Source organism: Streptomyces cavernae (assembly GCF_004023625.1).
Lineage (GTDB): Bacteria > Actinomycetota > Actinomycetes > Streptomycetales > Streptomycetaceae > Streptomyces > Streptomyces cavernae.
This window is the reverse complement of record NZ_RPDJ01000026.1, coordinates 175,759-195,424: the sequence shown is the minus strand read 5'-3', so window position 1 is coordinate 195,424 and position 19,666 is coordinate 175,759. Positions and strand designations below refer to the sequence as shown.

Here is a 19,666-nt window from a genome sequence, read left to right as displayed (position 1 = left end):
CCGGCTTCGGGGGACGGGAGTGGGCACGCGCCCCGACGCCGGTCAGGCCACCCCCATGGCGGCGGGCCGCCGTACCAGCACCTCGCGGTAGACGTCCTCGGTGGCCTTCGCGACCCGGTTCCAGCCGTAGTGGGCGAGCACCCGGCGCCGCCCGGCGGCACCACACGCGGCGGCCTGCGCGGGGTTGCCGAGCAGGTCCGTGATCGCCTCGCTGAGCGCGTTCCGGTCGCCGGGCGGCACCAGGCGGCCGGTCACCGGGTCGTCGATGGTGTCGAGATGGCCGCCCACAGCGCTGGCGATCACCGGGGTGCCGCAGCCCATGGCCTCCAGCGGCACGAGCCCGAAGGGCTCGTAGTCGGCCGGGCAGAGCACGACATCGGCGGCGCGCAGCAGCGCGGGTATGTCCTCGGGCGGCAGGCCTCCGGTCAGCCGCACCCGGTCCGCCACGCCGGCCCGCGCGGCGACGGCCCGCAGTCGCCGGGCCTCCGGATCGTCGTCGAGCCGGTCGGCGGGCGGACCGCCGACGACGACCAGTTCGGCGTCGGGCACCCGCGCCAGGGCCTGAATGGAGACGGCGGCTCCCTTGCGGGGCACCAGACGGCCGATCTGCAGAAGCCGCCGTGCGGTGCCGCGCGGCCCGGCGGGCCCGTGGGGGGTGAAGCGGGAGGGATCGACGCCGCAGGGCACGACGGCCGCCTTCCCGCGGGGTATGCCCATGGCGGAGAGTTCGCCGACCTCGTCGTGGCAGGTGGCGATGATCCGGTCACAGCTCAGCCCGACGCGGGTCTCGATCGATATCCGCTCCGGCGGACTGGTGTCGTAGTCCTTCTGGTGTCGTCGCTTCACCGTGCCCAGCGCGTGGTACGTCTGCACGAACGGCAGACCCAGCTCCCGGGTGGCGTGCATCGTGGCGTAGCCGGACATCCAGAAGTGGGAGTGCACGAGATCGGGCGGTGCCTGCGCCCACTCGTCGGCCAGGAAGAGGCTGAACTGCTGCATGTGGACGAGGAGTTCGTCCTTGGGGATCGGCCGGGCCGGGCCGGCGGGCACATGCCTGATCTCGACACCCGGGCGCATCAGGATGCGCCGGGGCAGGTCCGGCGCGTCCTGCCGGGTGTAGACGGTGACCCGGTGGCCACGGTCGGCGAGGGCGCCGGCGAGGTGGGCCACATGGACGTTCTGGCCGCCTGCGTCGACCCCGCCCAGTACGGCGAGGGGGCTGGCATGCTCCGAGACGAGCGCGATGTCGAGCGCGTCGGGGTCGTACGCGCGGCCCGTCAGGTCGGTCCCTTTGGGGGTCATCCGTGGGTCACCTCTTCCAGCACGCGATCCCAGTCGTCCAGGAACCGCTTGAGTCCATAGCGTTCGAGGGCGGCCCGGCGGGCGCGCGCCCCGTCCTCGGCCGCGGCCCGCGGCTCCTCCCGATAGCGGCGGGCGGCATCGGCCAGGACCTCCGGCCGGGTGGACAGCACCCCCGCCCCCGGCGGGACCGCCTCGACCGCCTCGGTCGTGGCCAGGGCGACCACGGGCATGCCCAGATGCATCGCCTCCAGCAGGGACAGCCCGAGCGAGGTCCAGCGCACCGGGTGCAGGTAGAGCCGCCGTTCGGCCATGGCGTCGTGCAGCTCGCGCTGCGGCAGGTCGGCGGTTCGGCAGCGGTCGGGTGGCAGCCCGAGGTGGTCGGCCAGGCCCTCGGTGCGCATGCCGAACACATCGAGGGGCACGGCCTCGGCCAGGGCGGGCAGCAGGTCGGTGCCGGTGAAGCGGCCCCGGCGGACGGGTTCGTTGACGACGACGGCGGCCCGGTCCAGCCGTCCGGTGTAGCGGTGACCGGGGTCGACGATGCCGTGTTCGATGACGGTGGTGCGGGTGGAGCCGTTGTCCCAGAAGAGCCGGTTGAAGTGCGTGACGTGCACCAGCAGCAGGTCGTCGCGGTCCGCGCAGGGGTGGCGGGTACGCGGTACGTCGTCGTCGGGGGCGTTGTGTTCGAGGTACACGGCGGGCACGTCCCGGCCCGGCCGGCGACCGCCCAGCCAGTCCTCGGCGAGGGCCGCCTCATGGGGTCGCTGGAGTACGACGAGGTCGACGGGCGCGTCCCGTAGCTCCGCCGGCGAGAGCTCCCTGACCGAGTCGGGCCAGGCGTACGTCCGCGCCCGGCCCAGCCCGTCGGGACCGCGGTCCGGCAGGACCGGCACCAGGTAGCTGTGGGGGCCCTGGACGAACGCGGTGGTCCAGGAGCCGTGCACATGCCACACAAGAATGTTCATGCGGCTCACCTCCGAAGGTCGCGGCCGTCACCGGCCCGGTAGTCGCGGGAGACGGCGGCGTCAGCGGTGCTGTCGCGGTTCTTGGTGCTCTTGCGATCAGCGGTGCGGTCACGGTCCTCGGTGCCTTCGCGACCAGCGGTGCGGTCACGGTCCTTGGTGCCTTCGCGATCAGCAGTGCGGTCGCGGTCACCGGTGCGCCCGCGGTCAGTGGTGCCGGGGCCCGCGGCCGTCAGGGAGGCGACCGCCGTCAGCACCTCCTCGTCGGTCACCGAGTCGAGGCAGGGGTGTCCCGGCACCGCGCAGAGCCGGGCGCGGCTGCCGGCGCACGGCGCGTCGTGCCGTCCGAGGAGCACACTGGGCACCCCGTACGGCGCCCAGCGCTCGGCCGGTACGACGGGGGCGTACAGACAGACCACCGGCGTGGCGACCGCTGCCGCGAGATGGCAGGGGCCGGTGTTGCCGACCACGACGGCCTCCGCCCGCGCGAGCACCCCGGCCAGTTCCGGAAGGCTGGTCCGGCCGCCCAGATCCAGGGCGTGGGTGTCCGCCACGGAGGCGGTGAGCTCCTTCTCGGCAGGCCCGCCGGTGACCACGACCCGGTGGCCTGCCGCGTCCAGGGCGGCCACCGCCCGCGCGGCCCGCCCGGCGGTCCAGGCGCGGGCCGGAACCGCCGCGCCGGGATGGACCACGACGTACGGCGCGGTACCGGTGAGCGGCGTGGTGTCCGGCGGGGCGGTGATGGCGAGCCGCCCGTCGTCCCCCGGCGGCAGCGGGTAACCGGCAGCCTCCGCCAGGTCCAGCGCGGCCCGTACCTCATGCCGGTGGGGCGCCCGGCGATGGCGCAGGTCCAGCAGCGAACCCGGGTAGTGCTCGCTGTCCGCGGCCACCCACGGGATACCCGCCGCCTTGAGCAGCAGCGCCGTCGGCAGCGGGCTCTGGTGGAACGAGGCCAGCACCAGTGCCCGGTCGAACCGCCGGCCGGCGAGCACGTCGGCCACGGCGTCCAGGTCACCACGGCGCACCGGCGGCGGGTCGAACCCGACCCAGGGCGCGTCGTACAGCAGCACCTCGTCGAGACCGGGCAGCAGCCCCGCGGCCCGCTCACCGAGCGGACCGCACAGCATCGCCGTGTGCGCCGACCGGGCCGCCACGGCGCGTACCGCGGGACCGGCCAGCAGCACGTCGCCGGCACTGTCCAGCCGGACGACGAGGGTGCGCGGGGCGGCGGTCATCGGGCTCCTCCCGTCCCCGGCGCCCGCCCCAGCACCCGGTGTACGCAGGTGAGCAGGTCGGGAGCGGTCTCCGCGGTGGCCCGGACCTCCCCGGGCAGCGTCACCGGGGTGGGTACGAGGATGCCCCGCGCGCCCGCGGCCCGGGCCGCCGCCGTGTCCGCGCCGATGTCCCCGATGACGACCGTGCGCCCCGGGTCCACGCCGAGCCGGCCGCACGCGGCGACGACCAGTCCCGGGGCGGGCTTGCGGCACCGGCAGCCGTCGTCGGGTCCGTGCGGGCACACGGCCCACACCGCGAAGGGACCGAGAAGGGCATCCACCCGCCGGCACACCGCCTCCACCTGGTGGAACGTCAGCAGTCCCCGGGCCACGCCCGACTGATTGCTGACGACGCCCACCGGCACGCCCGCGGAGCGGACCGCGTCCACCGCGGCCCGTGCTCCCGGCATCGGCCGGACCGCGCCGGGGTCCCCGTTGTAGGGCACGTCCTCGACGAGCGTGCCGTCCCGGTCGAACAGCACCGCCTCGGGAAGCGCCGGATCGTGGGGAGCCGGCGCCGCCCCGCGGCCCTCGCCGGACAACCAGGGCGCCCTGGCTCCGGCACCCTTCGTCCGTGCGGACCGTGTCTCAGCCGGCTCCGGCACGGTCGTACCGCGCCCGGCGCCTGGTGTCACACCGGGAGTCTCACGCGCAACTGGCCGTCGCATCCGGTCCCTTCACCCCCTCTCCGGCCGCCGCGGGCCGGTGGGCGGTCGTGGTCATGGTCAGCCCCCGCAGCCAGTGGTAGGCGGCGACCGGGGGGATGAGGACACTGGTCAGGGCCATGGCACTGATCTCGTCACCCGTACGGGGGCCCGGCCGGACCCGGGCGAGCGCGAATTCCGCGGTACCGGCGAACCAGAGGCCCGCGCAGGCCAGGGCGGCGCGCGGCCGTCGCACCGTCGCACAGCCCAGGGCGGCCAGGGCGGCGGCGGTCACCGCCAGATGGCGGGGAAGCCGGCCGCGCGGGGCTCCGGCGCGCTCCCACCAGCCCCGGCCGTGCAGCCGGTTCATCAGGACGTCGTCGGCGTTGCCCGCCTGGGTGCGCACCGAGACCCAGCGGTCGGCGGGCCGTACCGGGTGGGTGGTGCGCCGGTCGCCGAGGACCAGTTCCCAGCCGCGGTCGAGGACCCGCAGCGCCAGGTCGACGTCCTCCCGGAAGGCGCGCGGGAAGCGTGCGTCGAACCCGCCGGTGTCCTCGAGCACAGCCCGCCGGTACGCCATGTCCGCGGTGATCCACCGGGCGGTGGCCAGCCCCGCCGTCACGCGCTCCCAGTCGGTGGGCCTGCGGTGCTCGGGCAGCGGGACCTCGATCCGGCCCTGCACACCCGCGGTGCGGTCGCCGGCCGCGGCCAGGTCGGCGGCGAGCTCCTCCGCCCACGACGGGCCGGGCAGCACGTCGTCGTCCAGGAACGCGATCCAGGGCTCCTTGACGGCCCGCCAGCCGGTGTTTCGGGCCGCCGCCGGTCCGCGTCCACCGCCCCGGACGACTTCCACCAGTTCCCCGAGGCCGCCGGGGATCCCGGCCGGCAACGGGGTGGGGTCGTCCGGCCCGCGGTCGTCGACGAGCACGATGCGCCGGGGCCGCGGTCCCGTGGATCCGGCCAGGGCGGCCAGCAGGACGGTCAGACTGGGGCGGCCGAGCGTCGGGATCACCACCGCGTACTCCGGGTCGGGAGCCGGTGGGCGGGCGGCGTTCATCGCGCGCTCCCGCGTCCGTCGGCGAAGAGAGCGCTGCGGCGGACGACGAAGGGACCGAGGGCCAGCAGGTCGACCGGGGTGGAGCCGAAGCACTCCAGTGCGTCGCGCGGATCGTCGACCATCGGCCGGCCCGCGGTGTTCAGGCTGGTGTTGACGACCACGGGCAGACCGGTCAGCTCCTCGAACACGCCCAGCATCCGGGCGACCAGAGGTTCGTTCGCCGGGTCCACGGTCTGGATACGGGCGGTGCCGTCGACGTGCACCACGGCGGGTACGCGCTCCCGCCACCGCTCCGCCACGTCGTGCACGAAGAGCATGTACGGGCTGGGCAGCGGGCCGTCGAAGATCTCGGCCGCCCGCCCGGCGAGCACCATCGGCGCCACCGGCCGGAACTGCTCACGGCCCTTGACGTCGTTGAGCCGTTCCAGGTTGCCCGCCCGTCCCGGGTGGGCGAGCAGCGAGCGGTGCCCCAGCGCCCGGGGGCCGTATTCGGAGCGGCCCTGGAACCAGGCGACGATCCCGTCGTCGGCCAGAGCCCTGGCGACCGTCGCCGCCACGTCCGGCGGGCGCTCGAACGGCACCGCGGCCGTCTTGAGCCAGCCCTCCAGTTCCGCGTCGGACCAGCTGCGTCCCAGGTCGGCGCCCGGCATCGGCTCCGGCTCGTCCCCGCCGTGCGCGGCCAGCAGGAGGGCCCCGCCGAGCGCGGTGCCGGCGTCGCCGGCGGCGGGCTGCACCCATACGCGCCGGAACGGTCCCTCGCGGGCTATCCGGGTGTTGGCGACGCAGTTGAGCGCCACCCCGCCGGCCATGGTCAGTACCTCGTCGTGGGTCCGGCCGTGCAGCCAGCGCACCAGGTCGAGCAGTGTCTCCTCCAGGCACGCCTGCGCGCTCGCGGCCAGGTCCGCGTGTTCCTGCGCCCACTGCTCACCGGGACGCAACGGGGGGCACAGCTCGTGCCAGGGCACTCCGGTGGCACGGAAACCGCCGTCGCCGGTCGGGTGGACGTAGCGGCGCAGTTCGGGAAGGAGGCGTGGCCTGCCGTACGAGGCCAGCGCCATCACCTTGAACTCGTCGGAGGAGCGCAGGAATCCGAGGTGCTCGGTGAGTTCCTCGTAGACCAGGCCCAGGGAGTGCGGCAACTCCTGCGCGTACAGCGGTTCCAGCCGGTCACCGACCCGGCGGGCGGCCAGGTGGGAGGCTGACTCCCCGCGGCCGTCCAGGACCAGCGCGGAGGATGGCTCGGCGTCCGGTGCCGCGAACGCGCCGGAGGCCGCGTGCGCCATGTGGTGCGGGACGAACCGCACGATGCCCGGGTCGAGCCCGGGAAGCGCCGTGCTCAGGAAGCCGGGGGCCTCCCGGGCGTAGGTCAGGCGCAGATGGTCCCAGGGGTCGTCCAGGCCCATGTCCGCGGTGGGCCGGGCCAGGGCGGGATCGAAGGAGTACGCCACGGCGTCCAGGTCCTGCGGGCGCAGCCCCGCCTCGGCGAGACACCAGGCGGCGGCCTTCTCCGGGACCTCCCAAGCGGCGAACGGCACCGGACGCTTGCCGTGCTTGCGCCGGGAGAAGCGCTCCTCCTCCGCGGCGGCCACCGTGTGCCCGTCGATGACCAGGGCGGCGGCGGGGTCGTGGAAGAGGGCGTTGATGCCCAGTACGCGCATGGTGAGGCGGCCCTTCGACGATGGTCAGGCGTCATGCTGTCCGGCTGTGTGCTGTGCGGGGGTGTGCTGTTCGCCGTGGTGCTGTGCGGAGGTGTGCTGTCCCCCGTCGTGCTGTGCGGAGGTGTGCTGTCCCCCGTCGTGCTGTTCGCCGCCGTGCTGTCCGCCGTCGTTTTGTTCGCGGAACCAGGCGATGGTGCGCGCGAGTCCCTCGGCCGCCTCCACGCGCGGCTTCCACCGGAGCTTGCCGCGGGCGAGGGTGATGTCGGGGCAGCGCACGGCCGGGTCGTCGGTCGGGCGGTCCACGAAGCGGATCTCGGAGCGCGACCCGGTGAGCGCGATGATGGTACGGGCCAGGTCGAGCATGGTGATCTCCGCCTGATTGCCCAGGTTGACGGGGCCGCGCAGATCGGAGGCCGCCATGGCGAGGATGCCGCGCACGGTGTCGTCGATGTAGGCGAGGGACCTGGTCTGCCGGCCGTCGCCGGTGACGGTGAGCGGCTCTCCCGCCAGCGCCTGCCGGATGAACGTCGGTACCGCCCTGCCGTCGTAGCCGCGCATCCGTGGACCGTAGGTGTTGAACAGCCGCACGATGCCGGTGTCGGTTCCGTGCTCATTCGCCTCGGCCACGGTGAACGCCTCGGCGAAACGCTTGGCCTCGTCGTACACGCTCCGGGGTCCGACGGGGTTGACGTTGCCCCAGTACTGCTCGTTCTGCGGGTGCTGTTGCGGGTCGCCGTACACCTCGGAGGTGGAAGCCAGGATGAAGCGCGCTCCGTCCCGGCGGGCGAGGGCCAGCGCGTTGCGGGTGCCGAGGCTGCCCGTCTCGAGGGTGTGCAGGGGCAGCCGCAGATAGTCGGCGGGCGACGCGGGGGAGGCGAAGTGCAGCACCAGGTCGACGGGCCGGTCCACTGTGAACGGTTCTCTGACGTCGGCGTTCAGAAAGGTGAAACCGGGCTGCCCGGCGAGATGCGCGATGTTTTCCACCATGCCGGTACACAGGTTGTCGACGCAGGTCACGGCCGTGCCTTCGGCCAGCAGCGCGGTGCAGAGATGGGAGCCGACGAAGCCGGCCCCGCCCGTCACGACGGCGTGTTTCCCAGTGGAGCGGCGAGTAGAACTCATGTGCGGGTCCTCCGTGTTCCGTAGGAGGCAGGGCGGACGACAAGGCAGTGCCGGCTGGGGGACCTGGCGGTCCGGGACTCCGCCGAGACTCAAGTCAAGGACATCGAGTCGTGCTTCGCCCGCGGGGTCGACTGTTCGAGTGAATGTTCAGCCTGAGCCGGCCCCGCACCATGTGCCCGTTTTCGGAGTTGCACGAGTGCCCGGTGATCCTTCAGGGAAACTCGGGATCACCTCCCGATCGTCCCTGGGCCGCCCTGGATCGCCTCCGGTACTTCCCGGACACGGGCCGCGCAGTGCGATTGCCCAGGCTCCCGCCTGCCTGCGCCGCTCTCGGTGCGGGCCGGGTAACCCGAGACGCGCCAGTCAGTCTCGGACGAACAGTGGGGGTGCCGCCGCTTCAGGGGTCCTTTCCCTATGAGCGACCTGATCAGGTCGCTCATAGGGAAAGGACCCCTCAGGCGGGGAACTAACGTCCCTCGCCCGGCCCGGTCGGCAAAGTACCGCCCTGCCGGCGCCCGGTCGTGGCGGAGGCCCAGATCATGCCGATCATCTGCTCTGCGGTCGCCTCACCGGCGACCCAGCGCGGGCCTTCTCCCGCGGCCGCCTGCAGGGGCCGGGCGGGCGGTTCGGCTTGGGCGGCGCCATGCCGCAGGCCGGCAGCACGGACGACTGGGGACACCCGCAACGCTTCTCCTTCTGCGCATCGGCAGCGGCGGCGGCCGTGTTGGCCGGCTCGTTCGCTGGGGGAGCGAGGCGCCGCCGTGCGGGGTGGCACGCTACCCGCGGCCGTGCCCCGATCGGCGCAGATGACACCTCAGCCTCCGCGGGCTTCACCCGTTCGGCCGAGATGGGGCAGGCGATCGCGCCGGCCCTCCCTTCGGCTCGACCGCAGGGCTGCGGCCGCGAGGACGCGACGAATGCCGTGGCCGAGGTCGCCCGCTCACGGGCGATCATCCAGCCGCTCACAGAGGATGGACCGGGGTCCGACCGCGGGCTCCGGTCCCGATCCCCAGCCGAACCGGAAGGGATTTGTCTCGATGACCGTGACGACGGATGCGCTGATACCAGCGCTGGAAGACGCCCGCCTTGCCCACGCAGCGATAATCGACCGATTCCGGACCGACGCGGCCGTCACACCCACAGGCCCACACCGGGCAGCGCTGGAACGGCACTTGTCCGCGGCGCAGGAACAGATGGACCGCCTCGACGACCACGTCCGTACGCTGCGCCGCTCCAGCCGTCCGCTGCAGGACACCGTCCAGACGGCCCGCGTCATCGCCGACGAGGTGATCCGGCTGACTCGGCTGCCACTGGAGATGGGAGCACTGATCGCATCCGGGATGTCGCGTGGCCGTTCCCGGGCCAGTGCGCGCCGGCTGCTGAAGAACACCGAGGACGAGTACACGCTGACCGCCCGGGCGGTGGCGACCTGCAGGGCTGGTCGGAGCATCGCCGAACAGGCCTTGGACCAGGCCGCCATCGCCCTGCTCGCCGAACTGCTCCGCCAGGACGAGGAAGTGCTGGGCAAGCTTCAGGGCAGTCTCGCCGAGTACGCCGAGGCCGTGGTGGCGGCTGCCGCCGCCGACGGCGGTCGGGGCATCTCTTCGGACCGTGCACCGGAGCGGCCAGGTGCTCGCCTGGCCCAGAAGGTCCAGGGCGCGGCCACTCCGGTGGAGGACCTGCCCATCGTCGGCTACGACCAGCTCAGCGTCACCGGCATCACCAGCCGGCTGCCGGGTCTGTCGCGGAAGGACCTCGCGGTCGTCGAGGGCTACGAACGCGCGCACGCCAAGCGGTCCGAGATCCTCAACACCATCGAGCGGCTGCACGCCGACGGGCACCGAGACGGACGCCACCGGCAGAACGTGGCCCCGCTCGTGGGGTGAACCCCGCCCGGACCGACACCAGCAGCCGGCCCATATCCGCTCCGAGAGCTTTCCGACACCTCTCCGACACCAAGGACGGTGCGTCATGACCAGCAAGACCGAGACCGGTGGGGTCACCGGCACGAAGGACAGGGACTACAACCTGATCTGGTACGTCGAGGCGTGCCTGGACAACGCCCTGCGGATGGAGACCTACATCAAGGACGCCGAGCGCTCGAACGACACCGAGGTACTGGAGCTCTTCCGCAAGGCACAGGCCGACAGCCGCAAGGGGGGAGAGCTGGGCAAGGAGTTGCTGCGCAGCCGCCTCGGCGGCTGACTTCGCCCTCGCTCCTGCGCTGGGCCCGGCGGTTGTCCGGTTGCCATCGGTGGCAACCGGACAACCGTCTGCGTGCCGCGGCATCGCGTACGCATCACCACTCGGGGTGCGGCATGAAGCCCGTCGCGGCAGCCGGTCGATCCGACCGCTCCGCGTGCGCTGGTCGTCGGTCGGTGAACCGTTCAGGGGGTCCCGACCGATGTAGGGGTGGATGCCCCTTCGGGCTGGAGAAAGGGATGTGGAATGCAGAGCAGTTTGTTCTTCGCTCTCTGTCTTGTAGTGGTCATGGTGTGCGTGCACGCGCTGATCGACTGCCTTCGGACTCCGGCGGAGCGGATCCGCTATGTGTCGCGGGGGTTCTGGCTGCTCTTCATGTTCTCCGCGCCGCTACTCGGCGCTCTCACGTGGACGTATCTGGGCAAGCGGCCCGCCGCGCGCGGGGCCGGGAGTGATGCCGAGGTACCGCGGGAGGCTGCCTACGGTGAGTGAGCCGGGCACCTGAAGCCACGCGGAAGTTCGACGCGTGGGCGATGCGGAGCTTCGACAGCTGCGACAGCGCGCGGTCAGCATCAGTGACGGCGCGGGGGAGAGCCTTGTTGGGCCCCGCCGGGGGCGCACTGTGTCCCAGCCGAAGCCTGAAGGCAGCTCTCGCTGCCGGTCGGCGGACGGTGGGACGTCAGCGGGGCAGGGCGTGGTGCAGCCAGGTCAGCAGGTCGTCGATGACCTCCCGGCTGTTGGTCTCGTTGAACAGTTCGTGGCGGGCTCCCGGATACGTTCGGTACGTGATGTCCGTGACGCCGGCCGTGCGGTAACGCTTGACCAGCAGGTCACTGAGCTGAAGTTCTTCGTTGAGCGGGTCCATGTCTCCGACCATGACGCAGATGGGCAGCCGGGCCGGAACGCCCTGGGGATCGGCGAGCGTGGACGATGCGGCGGCGATGTCCGCCATGCCCTGGGCGTCGAGGCTGAAACCGCACAGAGGGTCCGCGAGGTAGGCGTCGACGGCACGCTCGTCGCGGCTGAGCCAGTCGAACGGTGTGCGGGCGGGCTCGAACGCCGCATTGAGGGCGCGCAGAGGGTCTTCTTCGGTGCTCTGTCCCGCGAGCATGACGTCGACCGCTGTGGTGCCGGTCAGCGCGACAGCGTTGATCAGGGAGGCGTGCCGCAGTATGTACTGCTGGGCGGCGAAGGACCCGAGGCTGTGGCTGATCAGTACCAGGGGGAGGCCTGGGTGCCGCTCGTGGGCGATTGCCGAAAGGGCGGCCAGGTCCTCGACGAGCCGGTTCCAGCCGTTGTCACCGAGATGGCCGGGCGCGGCGTGTCTGCTGAGTCCGTGTCCGCGGTGGTCGTTGGCGTAGACGGCGAAGCCCTGCTCGGTCAGTGCCGTGGCGAGCGGCGCGTAGCGGCCGGCGTGTTCTCCCATGCCGTGGGCGATCTGCACTACGGCACGCGGCGGTGTGTCGGGCCGCCATTCGTGCACGTGGATCGTGACACCGTCCGTGCTGTCGAAAGTGAACAACGCAACTCCTGATGTATGGATCCGGGCAGCTTCGAGCGCCGGGCCGGGTGTCCTGAGTGGCCGGCCGCGGCTGAGAGGCGTGTTCGAGGCCCGGGGAGGCGGATGGATCAGACGGGGTGTTCGCCGAGATAGCCGGCGACGATCCTGGCCTGGTCGGCATCGAGTTCCCGGGCCGCGGCGTGGGTGGTGATCTCGCCGTGGGAGAGGACGTAGCCGTGGTCCGCGACCTCGAGGGCCAGACCGACGTGCTGTTCGACGAGCAGTACTCCGCAGCCGGAGTCGTCCGCGTAGCGCCGTACGACGGGGAGCAGTTCCTCCACGATGATGGGTGCCAGGCCGAGGCTGAGTTCGTCGAGCAGAAGCAGTTTCGGGCGCCGGGCCAGTGCGCGCCCCATGGCGAGCATCTGTTGCTCGCCGCCGGAGAGCAGGCCTGCCCTGCGGTCCTTGAGGCGGGACAGGACTGGGAAGTAACGGTAGGCGGCGGCCTCGTCCAGGCGCTCTCCCCGATGACCGAGGCGCAGATGTTCCGCCACGGTGAGACCGGAGAAGATGCCCCGCCCCTCGGGGACATGGGCTATGCCGAGACGGGCGCGGGTGGCGGCCGGGATCCTGTCGAGGGGCGTACCGGCGAAGGTGACCGTGCCGGCCATGGGGCGCAACAGTGCGGAGATGGCCTTCAACGTGGTGGTCTTCCCGGCTCCGTTGGCCCCGAGCAGGGCGACGACCTGTCCCGCCGCCACGGTCAGGTCGACGTCGCGGACGACAGGGGCACCGTCGTATCCGGCGGTCAGTCCGCTCACCTCGAGAACAGGGGTGCTCATGATGGCTCCGGTGTGGTGGTGGCGACCTTGGACGGGCCCTCGGCGGATGGTGTGCCGCCGTGCTGCTGGGAGGCAGCGGTGGGCTGGGCGGCGGAGGCCCCCAGGTAGGCGGTGATGACGGCCGGGTCGGTGCGGACCTGCGCCGGTGGCCCGGAGGCGATGACCTTGCCGAATTCCAGGACGACCACGTGGTCACAGATGCCCATGACGAGACTCATGTCATGGTCGATGAGGAGCAGTGATGTGCCGTCGTCCGCGATGGCGCGCAGGCGGCGTCCGAGTTCGGCGCTCTCCGCCGTGTCCAACCCGGCAGCGGGTTCGTCGAGGCAGACGACGCGCGGTCGGGCGGCCAGGGCCCGGGCCACGCCGACGAGTTTGCGCTGTCCTTGGGACAGTTGGTGGGCCGAGGCGTGCGCGAGATCCTCGAGCCCCAGGGCCGACAGGGCCTGTGTGGCGGCGGAGTCGGGCGACACGCGGCGGCCGAGGGTTTCGCCGAGAGCCCTCCACCAGCTCGGCCGGTCCGCCGTGATCTGAAGGTTCTCCGTGACCGTGAGGTCCTCGAAGAGCTCGCTGCTCTGGAAGGTACGGGCGAGCCCGCGTCGTGCTCGCGCGTGCGGCGGCAGACCGGTGAGGTCCTGGCCGTCCAGCGCTACCCGTCCACGCGCCGTGACGAGGCCGGTGACGGCGTCCACGAAGGTGGTCTTGCCGGCGCCGTTGGGGCCGATCAGCCCGACGAGCTGGCCCTGCCCGACGTCCAGGGACACCTCGCTCAGCGCGTGCACTCCGCCGTAACTGACACTGACCGACTGGACCGACAGTACGTTCACGAGGCGACCTCCGTGGTGTCGAGCGCGGCGGGTGCGTGGTGCTCCCCCTCGGGGTGCGGGCCATCCGGCTCACTCACCCGGGCCGCGGCACGTGCGGCTCTCTTCGCCGCCCTGCGGCGGTGGCCGGCGCCCGCGATACCGTCGGGGTTGGCGATCAGCGTCACGATCAGGGACACCCCGCCGAACAGCAGCGCCCAAGTCCCCTTGATCCCGAACCATTTGTCCAGCGCGTGCGGCAGCAGCGCCTCGGTCGACATCAGTCCCGCGATCACGGCTCCGGACACCATGGTGATGCCGCCGATGTAGGCGAAGCCGATGAGGCCCAGAGCGGCCAGCGCGGTGAACCGGGCCGCGCTGACAGAGCCGAAGTTGTAGCCGTACAGGGTGCCGGCGACGCTGGCGATGAAGGAGCTGATGGCGAAGGCGGCGATCTTCACGGCCCGTACGTCGACTCCCGCCGCCGCCGCGGCCCGTTCGTTGGAGCGAACTGCGAGCATGCGTCTGCCGAGACCGGTGCGCCGCAGATGGGCGACGTACAGTCCGAGAACGACGGTGACGGCAAGCACGAGGAATCCGAACATGGGGCTGGGCTCGTTGCCGTCCAGACCGCGGAAGTCCGCTCCCGGGCCGAGGTTCACCCCGAACAGGCGAGGCGGGGGTACGGACACACCGGCGGTGCCGCCGAAGGAGGTGTTGCCGAACAGGGCCTGTTCCATGGCCAGGGCAGCGGCCAGAGTGACGACGGCGAGGCTCACACCGCGGACCCGGAGGGCGGAGATGCCCGCGGCCACGCCGAGCAGTGTGGCGAGCAAGGTGGCGCCGAGGGCGTCGAAGGGGAAGGGAACCCGCAACTGGATGGCGACATGGGAGAGGGCGAAGCCCGCCGTGCCGGAGATGGCCAGCTGCATCACGGAGATCTGTCCGACGTAGCCGGTGATGACGACGTACGACAGGACGATGACCATGCCGATCATCGAGTTGGTGAGGGCCTGACGGAAGTCGAACGGCAGTACCACCAGGGCCGCTGCGGCCACGACCGCGGCCAACAGGGCGGGGCGCAGCAGCCGTTCAGGCAGGGGGACGGCGGGCAGCCGCTGTTCGACGGCTTCCCCGCGGCGCGGCAGGCCGGCGCCCCGGACGTACAGGGCGACCACCATCAGCACGAACACCAGCAGCTGCTGAAGGCCCGGCATGGCGTTGCCGTTGTCGGTCGGGAACCAGCTCTGCGTGGAGAGGAAGTACACGATCGACTGCAGCACTCCGATGAGGATGCCCGCCGTGCAGGCGATCCACAGCGACGTGAACCCGGCGAAGAGCGCGGCCGCGAGAGCGGGGACGACCTGGAGGGGGAGGGTGATGGAGTCGACCTGGACGATGGGCGCGGCCAGGACGCCGAGCAGGCCGGCGACCAGGGCGGCCAGGAGGGTGTTGGCCAGGGAGATTCCGTTCGGAGACAGGCCCGCGAGCAGCGCGGCCTGTTCGTTCTCCGAAGCGGCGCGGGTGGCGAGGCCGAACCGGCTCCACCGGTACAGGGCGCCCAGGGCCAGTGCGATCGCGATGACGAGACCGGTCAGCAGGAAGCGGTCCGCCGGAGTGGTGATGCCGAGCACGGTGACGGTCTCGCCGGGAAGGACGCTCGGTGCCTGCTGGGGCTGGGTGCCGAAGACCAGCAGCACCGTGGCCTGCAGAGTGAGCAGGATGCCGAGCGAAGCGGCGAGCTTGGCCAGCGGTGAGACGGTGCGCAGCGGCCGGAACACCGCCACCTCGATGAGCACCCCGATGGCGAGCGCGGCCACGAGCGCTCCGATGAGAGCGGCCACGGTCGGCAGGGTGAAGCCGAAGAACCCGGAGGTGAGCGCCCAGAAGATGTAGGCCGAGGCCATGGCGACGGCGCCGGTGGCCAGGTTGATGATGCCGGAGCCCCGGTAGGTCACCACGACGCCGAGCGCGATACCGGCGATCAACGCTCCCTGGCCGAGTCCGAGCACGGCGAAGAGCAGGATCTGATCCATGCATGACTCCTGTCATGACTGTGGGAGTCCCGTGCCGACGGTGCTCCGTTGGGGAGGGACGGCTGCACCGTCGGCACGTGGGTTGAGCCCGAGGGCCCGTGGGAGGGTGGGAGCGGGGCCTACTGGGGCGGGCGGATCCAGTCGGTCAGCGGCTTGAACTGGCCCTTGCCCTGGTACTGGTAGAACCGCGCCTGGTCGTTGCAGACCGCGGGGGCGTCCTTGTACTTGCCGCACTCGACCTCGGCAGCGCCCATGATGACCGGCCCGGTGAACTTCTTCAGCTGCTCGGTGACCGTCGCGGGAGTGATCTTGTCGGGGCCGACGGCGTTGAAGATCTTGGCGTACGTCAGCACCGTGCTCCAGGCCAGCGGTGCGAAGACCTTGGCTGCCGTGTCCTGCTTCAGCCCCACCTGTGCCGAGGCGGTCAGGAAGGCCTTGGAGTCGGCTGCCGAGGAGTCGGCCGTCAAGGTCTGGGCGACCCCGTACGTCCAGGTGGGCAGATCGCCGCCGAGGCCCTGGGCGACGTCCGGAGACATGCACAGGGGGGTCGCGACCACCGGCTTGGTGACCGCCAGCTGCTTCAGGGCCTTGGCCACGCCGACGCATCCGGAACCGATGGTGATGGGCACGACGACGTCGGCCGTGCTCGCGCCCGCCGCGGTGACCGGGCCGATGAGATCGGTGGCCTGGGCGTCGAATCCGACGGACTTCACCTTCAGCCCGGCGGCCTCGAGGCCCTTTGCCGCCGCGCTGGAGGCGATCTTGTCTCCCGGCGTGTTGGTGTGGATCACCGCCGCGGTCTTCGCCTTCAGCACGTCGCGGGAGTATGTCCCCCAGGCGCCGAAGATGTGCGGCAGGTCGCCGAAGGTGCTGAACGTGTTCTTCGCCGTGGGCATGGTCGGGCCCGTCGCCACCCCGACCAGCACCGGCTTCTTGCCCGCGACCACGGCGTTGAAGGAAGCGTCACCGAGGTAGAGGTTGCCGACACCGATGGCGGAGACACTCTTGTCGCCGAGCAACTGCTGGCCGCACTTCTGCCCCTCCTCCTCTGCCGACACCACAGTGCAGACGTTCAGTTCCAGCGGATGCCCGCCGATCCCGCCCAGCTTCTCGTTGACGTACTTCACGGCCGCGCGGGCGCCCGCGGTCGCCTCGGGGTTTCCTCCAGGGCCGCCCTCCACGTTCACCCAGCCCAGGCCTATGGGGGAAAGGCTCTTGTCGGCCTTTGCCTCCTTCCCCCCGACGTAACGCAGGTAGTCGGTCACGACGGCGCTCGCCGGGCGGGAGTCCACAGCGGAGGAGGAGGCCTGCGGGTCGGCGGTCGATGTCGATGCGGGTGTGCTCGAACCTCCGCACGCCGAGATGCCCAGCAGGGACGTCGTGACGGCGGAGACGAGGAGCAGTCTTCGGGGACGTGAGGTTGCGGGCATGCGGGATCCTCCGTAACGGGAACAAGGGCAGGGCGGCGCCCGGCGGGGCATGCGGAAGGAGAGGTGGACGGCAGCGAGAAGTCCCGGGCGGCCCGGGGTGACCGGCGCGGCTGACTGGCTCGGAGAGGCGCGAAAGGCCTGCTCATTCAGCCTTGCGAGCTTTCGTAACTTTCTTACGGAGCTGGAATCTAGGTGTAGGCTTTGCGCCGTGTCAACGCCTTGGTGACACCGAATTAACGATCATGCAATGGGGAGGGGCAGGGCATGACAACGGAAGCTGGGCGGCGCCGGCTCCCGCGGCGTTCCCTCGAGGAGACGCGGGTGCTGATGCTCGAAGCGGCCACCAAGCTCGTATGCGCCGGCACGGGCGACACCAGTGAGGCAGCCGTCTCCGCCGCCCTCGCCCACATCCGCGTGAAGCAGGTCACCGAGGAAGCCACGCGCATCATGCGGGAGCGGCTGGGCGACGACCGGGCACCGGCGATCACGACCGGATCGATCTACCAGATCTGGCCGGCGCAGGCGGATTTCCAGGCGGAACTCCTTTTCCACCTCACCACCCGCCAGGCCGAGCTGGTCCCGAGCCTGCCGGACAGCATCCGCCGCTTCGAGGAAGCGATCGACAACGGCATCACGTGGCGGGAGGCGCTCAACGACGTACTCACCCACAACCACGAGAACCACCGCGTCGACCCGATCTACCGCGTGATGCTCGGCTTCTACGCCAGCGCGGCCAACCCGCGTGTGCGCGAGGCCCTGGGGCATTACGGCGATTCGTTCACCAAGGTCGCCTGTGAGGCGTACCAGGCCCTGCTCGACGCCTACGGACTGCGGATGCGCGCCCCCTACGAGGTCGAACACCTCGCCACCACTCTCGCGGCCCTGCTCGACGGCTTCCATATGCGTTGGATCGCCGGATACGCCGATCTGGACGACCCGGAGCGACGGGACGGCTGGTCCCTCCTGACCCGGGCCGCCGTCGCGCTGTTCGAGCAGTTCACCGAGCCGACACAGCCGAGCGGCACCACTGGGCACGTCCAATCGACCCCGAGCACACCGACGTGACGACTACGAAAAGCCGTCCGCCGAGAAGCCATGGATCACCTTCGCTTGTGGTGGGCCCGTGTTGTGGGCCAGGAGGTTGTCGGCCCTGCCGGTCGGTGTTGACCTTCGAGTTGGTTGAAGCTCAATGATGGCGGGGTGCCACATTCCGAGCTGATGCCGATCGGTGTCTTCGCCCAGCGCAGTGGTCTGACCTCGAGCGCACTGCGGTTCTACGCCGACTCCGGGCTGCTGCGTCCTGCCGAGGTCGACCCGGTCTCGGGCTACCGCTACTACAGCGCCGACCAGTTGGCGTGAGCGACCGCGCTTCGCCGGCTTCGTGAGATTGCCCTGCCTCTCATGACCGTCGAGGCGGTCCTCGACGCAGGGCACGGTGAGGCAGCTCGGCTGATCGAGTGGGACATTCGGGCCCTGGACGCTGCGGACGCCGTGACCGAACAGCGCGTCCAAGAGCACCACACCAGCCTTCACAGCAGATTCGGCTCGCTGTTTCTGGCCGGGTCGGTGATCTCGATGCCGGCCGGGATGTAGCCGGTCTGTCCCTGGCCGGCCAGCTCCCTCAGGTGCTGCTGGTAGCGCTGCGGGGAAACGACCTTGACGTTGAACAGCATCCGGGCGTGGTCGACGCCGCAGAGTTCGGCGCACTTGCCCCGGAAGGTCCCCTCATGGTTCGGGGTCACCTCGAACACATTGACGTTGTAGCCGGGGAAGACATCCAGCTTCATCAGGAACGGCAGTACCCAGAAGGAGTGGATGACGTCACGAGAAGACAGGACGAAGCGAACTTTCTCTCCCTCGGGCAGCCACAGAGTCGGGCCCGGGTTGCCGGTCTGCGGGTTGCGCTCGCCCGGGGTGCCGACCTCGTAGACGCCCTCGGCACCCGCGGGGAAGTCGCGGCTGGTCCTGTCCGGGATGACTCTCAGATCAGGGTCGGCTTTCGCGTTCCCCGTGTCGGTCCTGCCGTCCACGTTCTCGATGTAGTTGAAGCCCCAACTCCACTGGAAGCCGACGACGTTGATGGTGTGAGCCGGCTTTTCCGAGAGTTCGAGGAGCTCCGCCTCATCACGGGCGGTGAAGTAGAAGAGCACCGAGACGATGATCAGCGGAACCGTCGTGTACAGCGCCTCGATGGGCATGTTGTACCGGGTCTGCGCAGGGATCTCGACCTTGGTCCTGTTGCGCCGGTGGAAAAGGGACGCCCAGATGATGAGCCCCCACACGACCAGGCCCACGGCGAGCGCGGCGACCCACGAGCCCTGCCACAGGGAGAGAATCCGCGGCGCCTCTTCCGTGACGGGGGTGGGCATCCCCAGCCGGGGGAAGTCCTGCGATGAATGTTCACAAGCAGAGGCGGTCGCCAGCACCAGGCCCGCAGCCAGCGTCTGCAGCAGCCTGCGACGCATCGGACGCCGCAGCGGGTGGTGAGAGCTGTTCGGGCTCACGTAGCGCCTTTCCGAGAGTCCGGCCCGCGGATCGGAGATCGGCTACGGCCGTCTCGTGGGTTGGGCAACGGCCGACGCGGACAGGAGGTTTGGTCCTTTATGCGGACGAAACCCTAGTGGGGTTGTGCTCTGGAGGGTGTCCAACGCGCCGCCGACGCCTGGCTCCGCCACGCGCCTACGCCTGGTTCCGGCACGCGCCGACGGCTGGCTCCGCCACGCGCCGACGGCTGGCTCGCACGCGCCGACGTGGCTCCGGCACGCGCCTACGCCTGGCTCCGCCACGCGCGACGAGCTCTCCGGCCGCGCGCCGCCGCGCGCTTTCTTCCGGT

General features: G+C 71.2%; 17 protein-coding genes and 2 pseudogenes. 5 read left to right on the top strand and 14 right to left on the bottom strand.

Translation table 11 applies throughout. The features are described 5' to 3' along the window. Positions 1–42: 42 nt before the first annotated feature. The 8 genes and pseudogenes from EF387_RS31515 to EF387_RS31480 form a co-directional block, all read right to left on the bottom strand. A complete protein-coding gene (locus EF387_RS31515; protein ID WP_128380041.1) occupies positions 43–1,302 on the bottom strand; it encodes a glycosyltransferase in 1,260 nt (419 codons plus the stop codon). Beyond that, a complete protein-coding gene (locus tag EF387_RS31510) occupies positions 1,299–2,267 on the bottom strand; it encodes a glycosyltransferase (protein ID WP_128380040.1) in 969 nt (322 codons plus the stop codon). The genes EF387_RS31515 and EF387_RS31510 overlap by 4 nt, the downstream gene beginning before the upstream one ends. 218 nt (positions 2,268–2,485) lie before the next feature. Next, a pseudogene (locus EF387_RS31505) lies at positions 2,486–3,499 on the bottom strand (glycosyltransferase family 9 protein); the annotation flags it as partial. Then, entirely contained in the window at positions 3,496–4,080 is a 585-nt protein-coding gene (locus tag EF387_RS31500) for a D-glycero-alpha-D-manno-heptose-1,7-bisphosphate 7-phosphatase (RefSeq protein ID WP_238431811.1), read from the bottom strand. The gene EF387_RS31500 and the pseudogene EF387_RS31505, both read right to left, overlap by 4 nt. A 103-nt stretch (positions 4,081–4,183) precedes the next feature. Then, positions 4,184–5,239: a glycosyltransferase family 2 protein gene (locus EF387_RS31495; RefSeq protein ID WP_128380037.1), complete on the bottom strand. Its 1,056-nt coding sequence runs from the start codon at positions 5,237–5,239 to the stop codon at positions 4,184–4,186. After that, positions 5,236–6,897, bottom strand: coding sequence for a carbamoyltransferase family protein (locus tag EF387_RS31490; protein WP_128380036.1), 1,662 nt, complete (start codon positions 6,895–6,897; stop codon positions 5,236–5,238). The genes EF387_RS31495 and EF387_RS31490 overlap by 4 nt, the downstream gene beginning before the upstream one ends. Positions 6,898–6,921: 24 nt before the next feature. After that, positions 6,922–8,019, bottom strand: coding sequence for a UDP-glucuronic acid decarboxylase family protein (locus EF387_RS31485; RefSeq protein ID WP_128380035.1), 1,098 nt, complete (start codon positions 8,017–8,019; stop codon positions 6,922–6,924). A gap of 466 nt (positions 8,020–8,485) precedes the next feature. Continuing rightward, positions 8,486–8,698, bottom strand: a complete 213-nt coding sequence (locus tag EF387_RS31480; protein WP_128380034.1) for a hypothetical protein — start codon at positions 8,696–8,698, stop codon at positions 8,486–8,488. Between the two features lie 493 nt (positions 8,699–9,191). Between EF387_RS31480 and EF387_RS31475 the strand changes: the two genes are divergently transcribed. The 3 genes from EF387_RS31475 to EF387_RS31465 all read left to right on the top strand — a co-directional run bounded on the left by EF387_RS31475 (position 9,192) and on the right by EF387_RS31465 (position 10,713). Beyond that, entirely contained in the window at positions 9,192–9,905 is a 714-nt protein-coding gene (locus EF387_RS31475) for a hypothetical protein (protein WP_128380033.1), read from the top strand. An 85-nt stretch (positions 9,906–9,990) separates the two neighbouring features. Further along, positions 9,991–10,224: a hypothetical protein gene (locus tag EF387_RS31470; RefSeq protein WP_128380032.1), complete on the top strand. Its 234-nt coding sequence runs from the start codon at positions 9,991–9,993 to the stop codon at positions 10,222–10,224. A gap of 243 nt (positions 10,225–10,467) precedes the next feature. Next, positions 10,468–10,713 (top strand): hypothetical protein, encoded by a 246-nt coding sequence (locus EF387_RS31465; RefSeq protein WP_128380031.1) that lies wholly within the window; start codon positions 10,468–10,470, stop codon positions 10,711–10,713. Between the two features lie 187 nt (positions 10,714–10,900). Here EF387_RS31465 and EF387_RS31460 read toward each other — a convergent pair whose 3' ends face one another. From EF387_RS31460 to EF387_RS31440, 5 genes are all read right to left on the bottom strand, one after another. Next, complete coding sequence (locus tag EF387_RS31460) at positions 10,901–11,743, bottom strand: alpha/beta hydrolase (RefSeq protein WP_128380030.1); 843 nt, start codon at positions 11,741–11,743, stop codon at positions 10,901–10,903. 107 nt (positions 11,744–11,850) lie between these two features. Then, entirely contained in the window at positions 11,851–12,564 is a 714-nt protein-coding gene (locus EF387_RS31455) for an ABC transporter ATP-binding protein (RefSeq protein ID WP_128380029.1), read from the bottom strand. Beyond that, on the bottom strand, positions 12,561–13,391 hold the full coding sequence (locus EF387_RS31450; RefSeq protein ID WP_128380028.1) for an ABC transporter ATP-binding protein: 831 nt from the start codon (positions 13,389–13,391) through the stop codon (positions 12,561–12,563). The genes EF387_RS31455 and EF387_RS31450 overlap by 4 nt, the downstream gene beginning before the upstream one ends. Next, complete coding sequence (locus tag EF387_RS31445) at positions 13,388–15,403, bottom strand: branched-chain amino acid ABC transporter permease (protein WP_128380027.1); 2,016 nt, start codon at positions 15,401–15,403, stop codon at positions 13,388–13,390. Before EF387_RS31445 ends, EF387_RS31450 begins: the two co-directional genes overlap by 4 nt. Positions 15,404–15,522: 119 nt before the next feature. Then, positions 15,523–16,833, bottom strand: a complete 1,311-nt coding sequence (locus EF387_RS31440; protein ID WP_128380026.1) for an ABC transporter substrate-binding protein — start codon at positions 16,831–16,833, stop codon at positions 15,523–15,525. 264 nt (positions 16,834–17,097) lie between these two features. Here EF387_RS31440 and EF387_RS31435 point away from each other — a divergent pair, with 264 nt between their 5' ends. Together EF387_RS31435 and EF387_RS48680 are read left to right on the top strand one after the other, a co-directional pair. Further along, positions 17,098–17,898: a TetR family transcriptional regulator C-terminal domain-containing protein gene (locus EF387_RS31435; RefSeq protein WP_128380025.1), complete on the top strand. Its 801-nt coding sequence runs from the start codon at positions 17,098–17,100 to the stop codon at positions 17,896–17,898. Positions 17,899–18,033: 135 nt separating this feature from the next. Then, positions 18,034–18,291, top strand: a pseudogene (locus tag EF387_RS48680) (MerR family transcriptional regulator); the annotation flags it as partial. A 71-nt stretch (positions 18,292–18,362) separates the two neighbouring features. Here the strand turns inward: EF387_RS48680 and ctaC are convergent. Next, the gene (ctaC, locus tag EF387_RS31425) at positions 18,363–19,337 is read right to left on the bottom strand and encodes an aa3-type cytochrome oxidase subunit II (RefSeq protein WP_128380024.1); all 975 of its coding nucleotides are present in this window, start codon (positions 19,335–19,337) and stop codon (positions 18,363–18,365) included. Between the last annotated feature and the right edge of the window lie 329 nt (positions 19,338–19,666).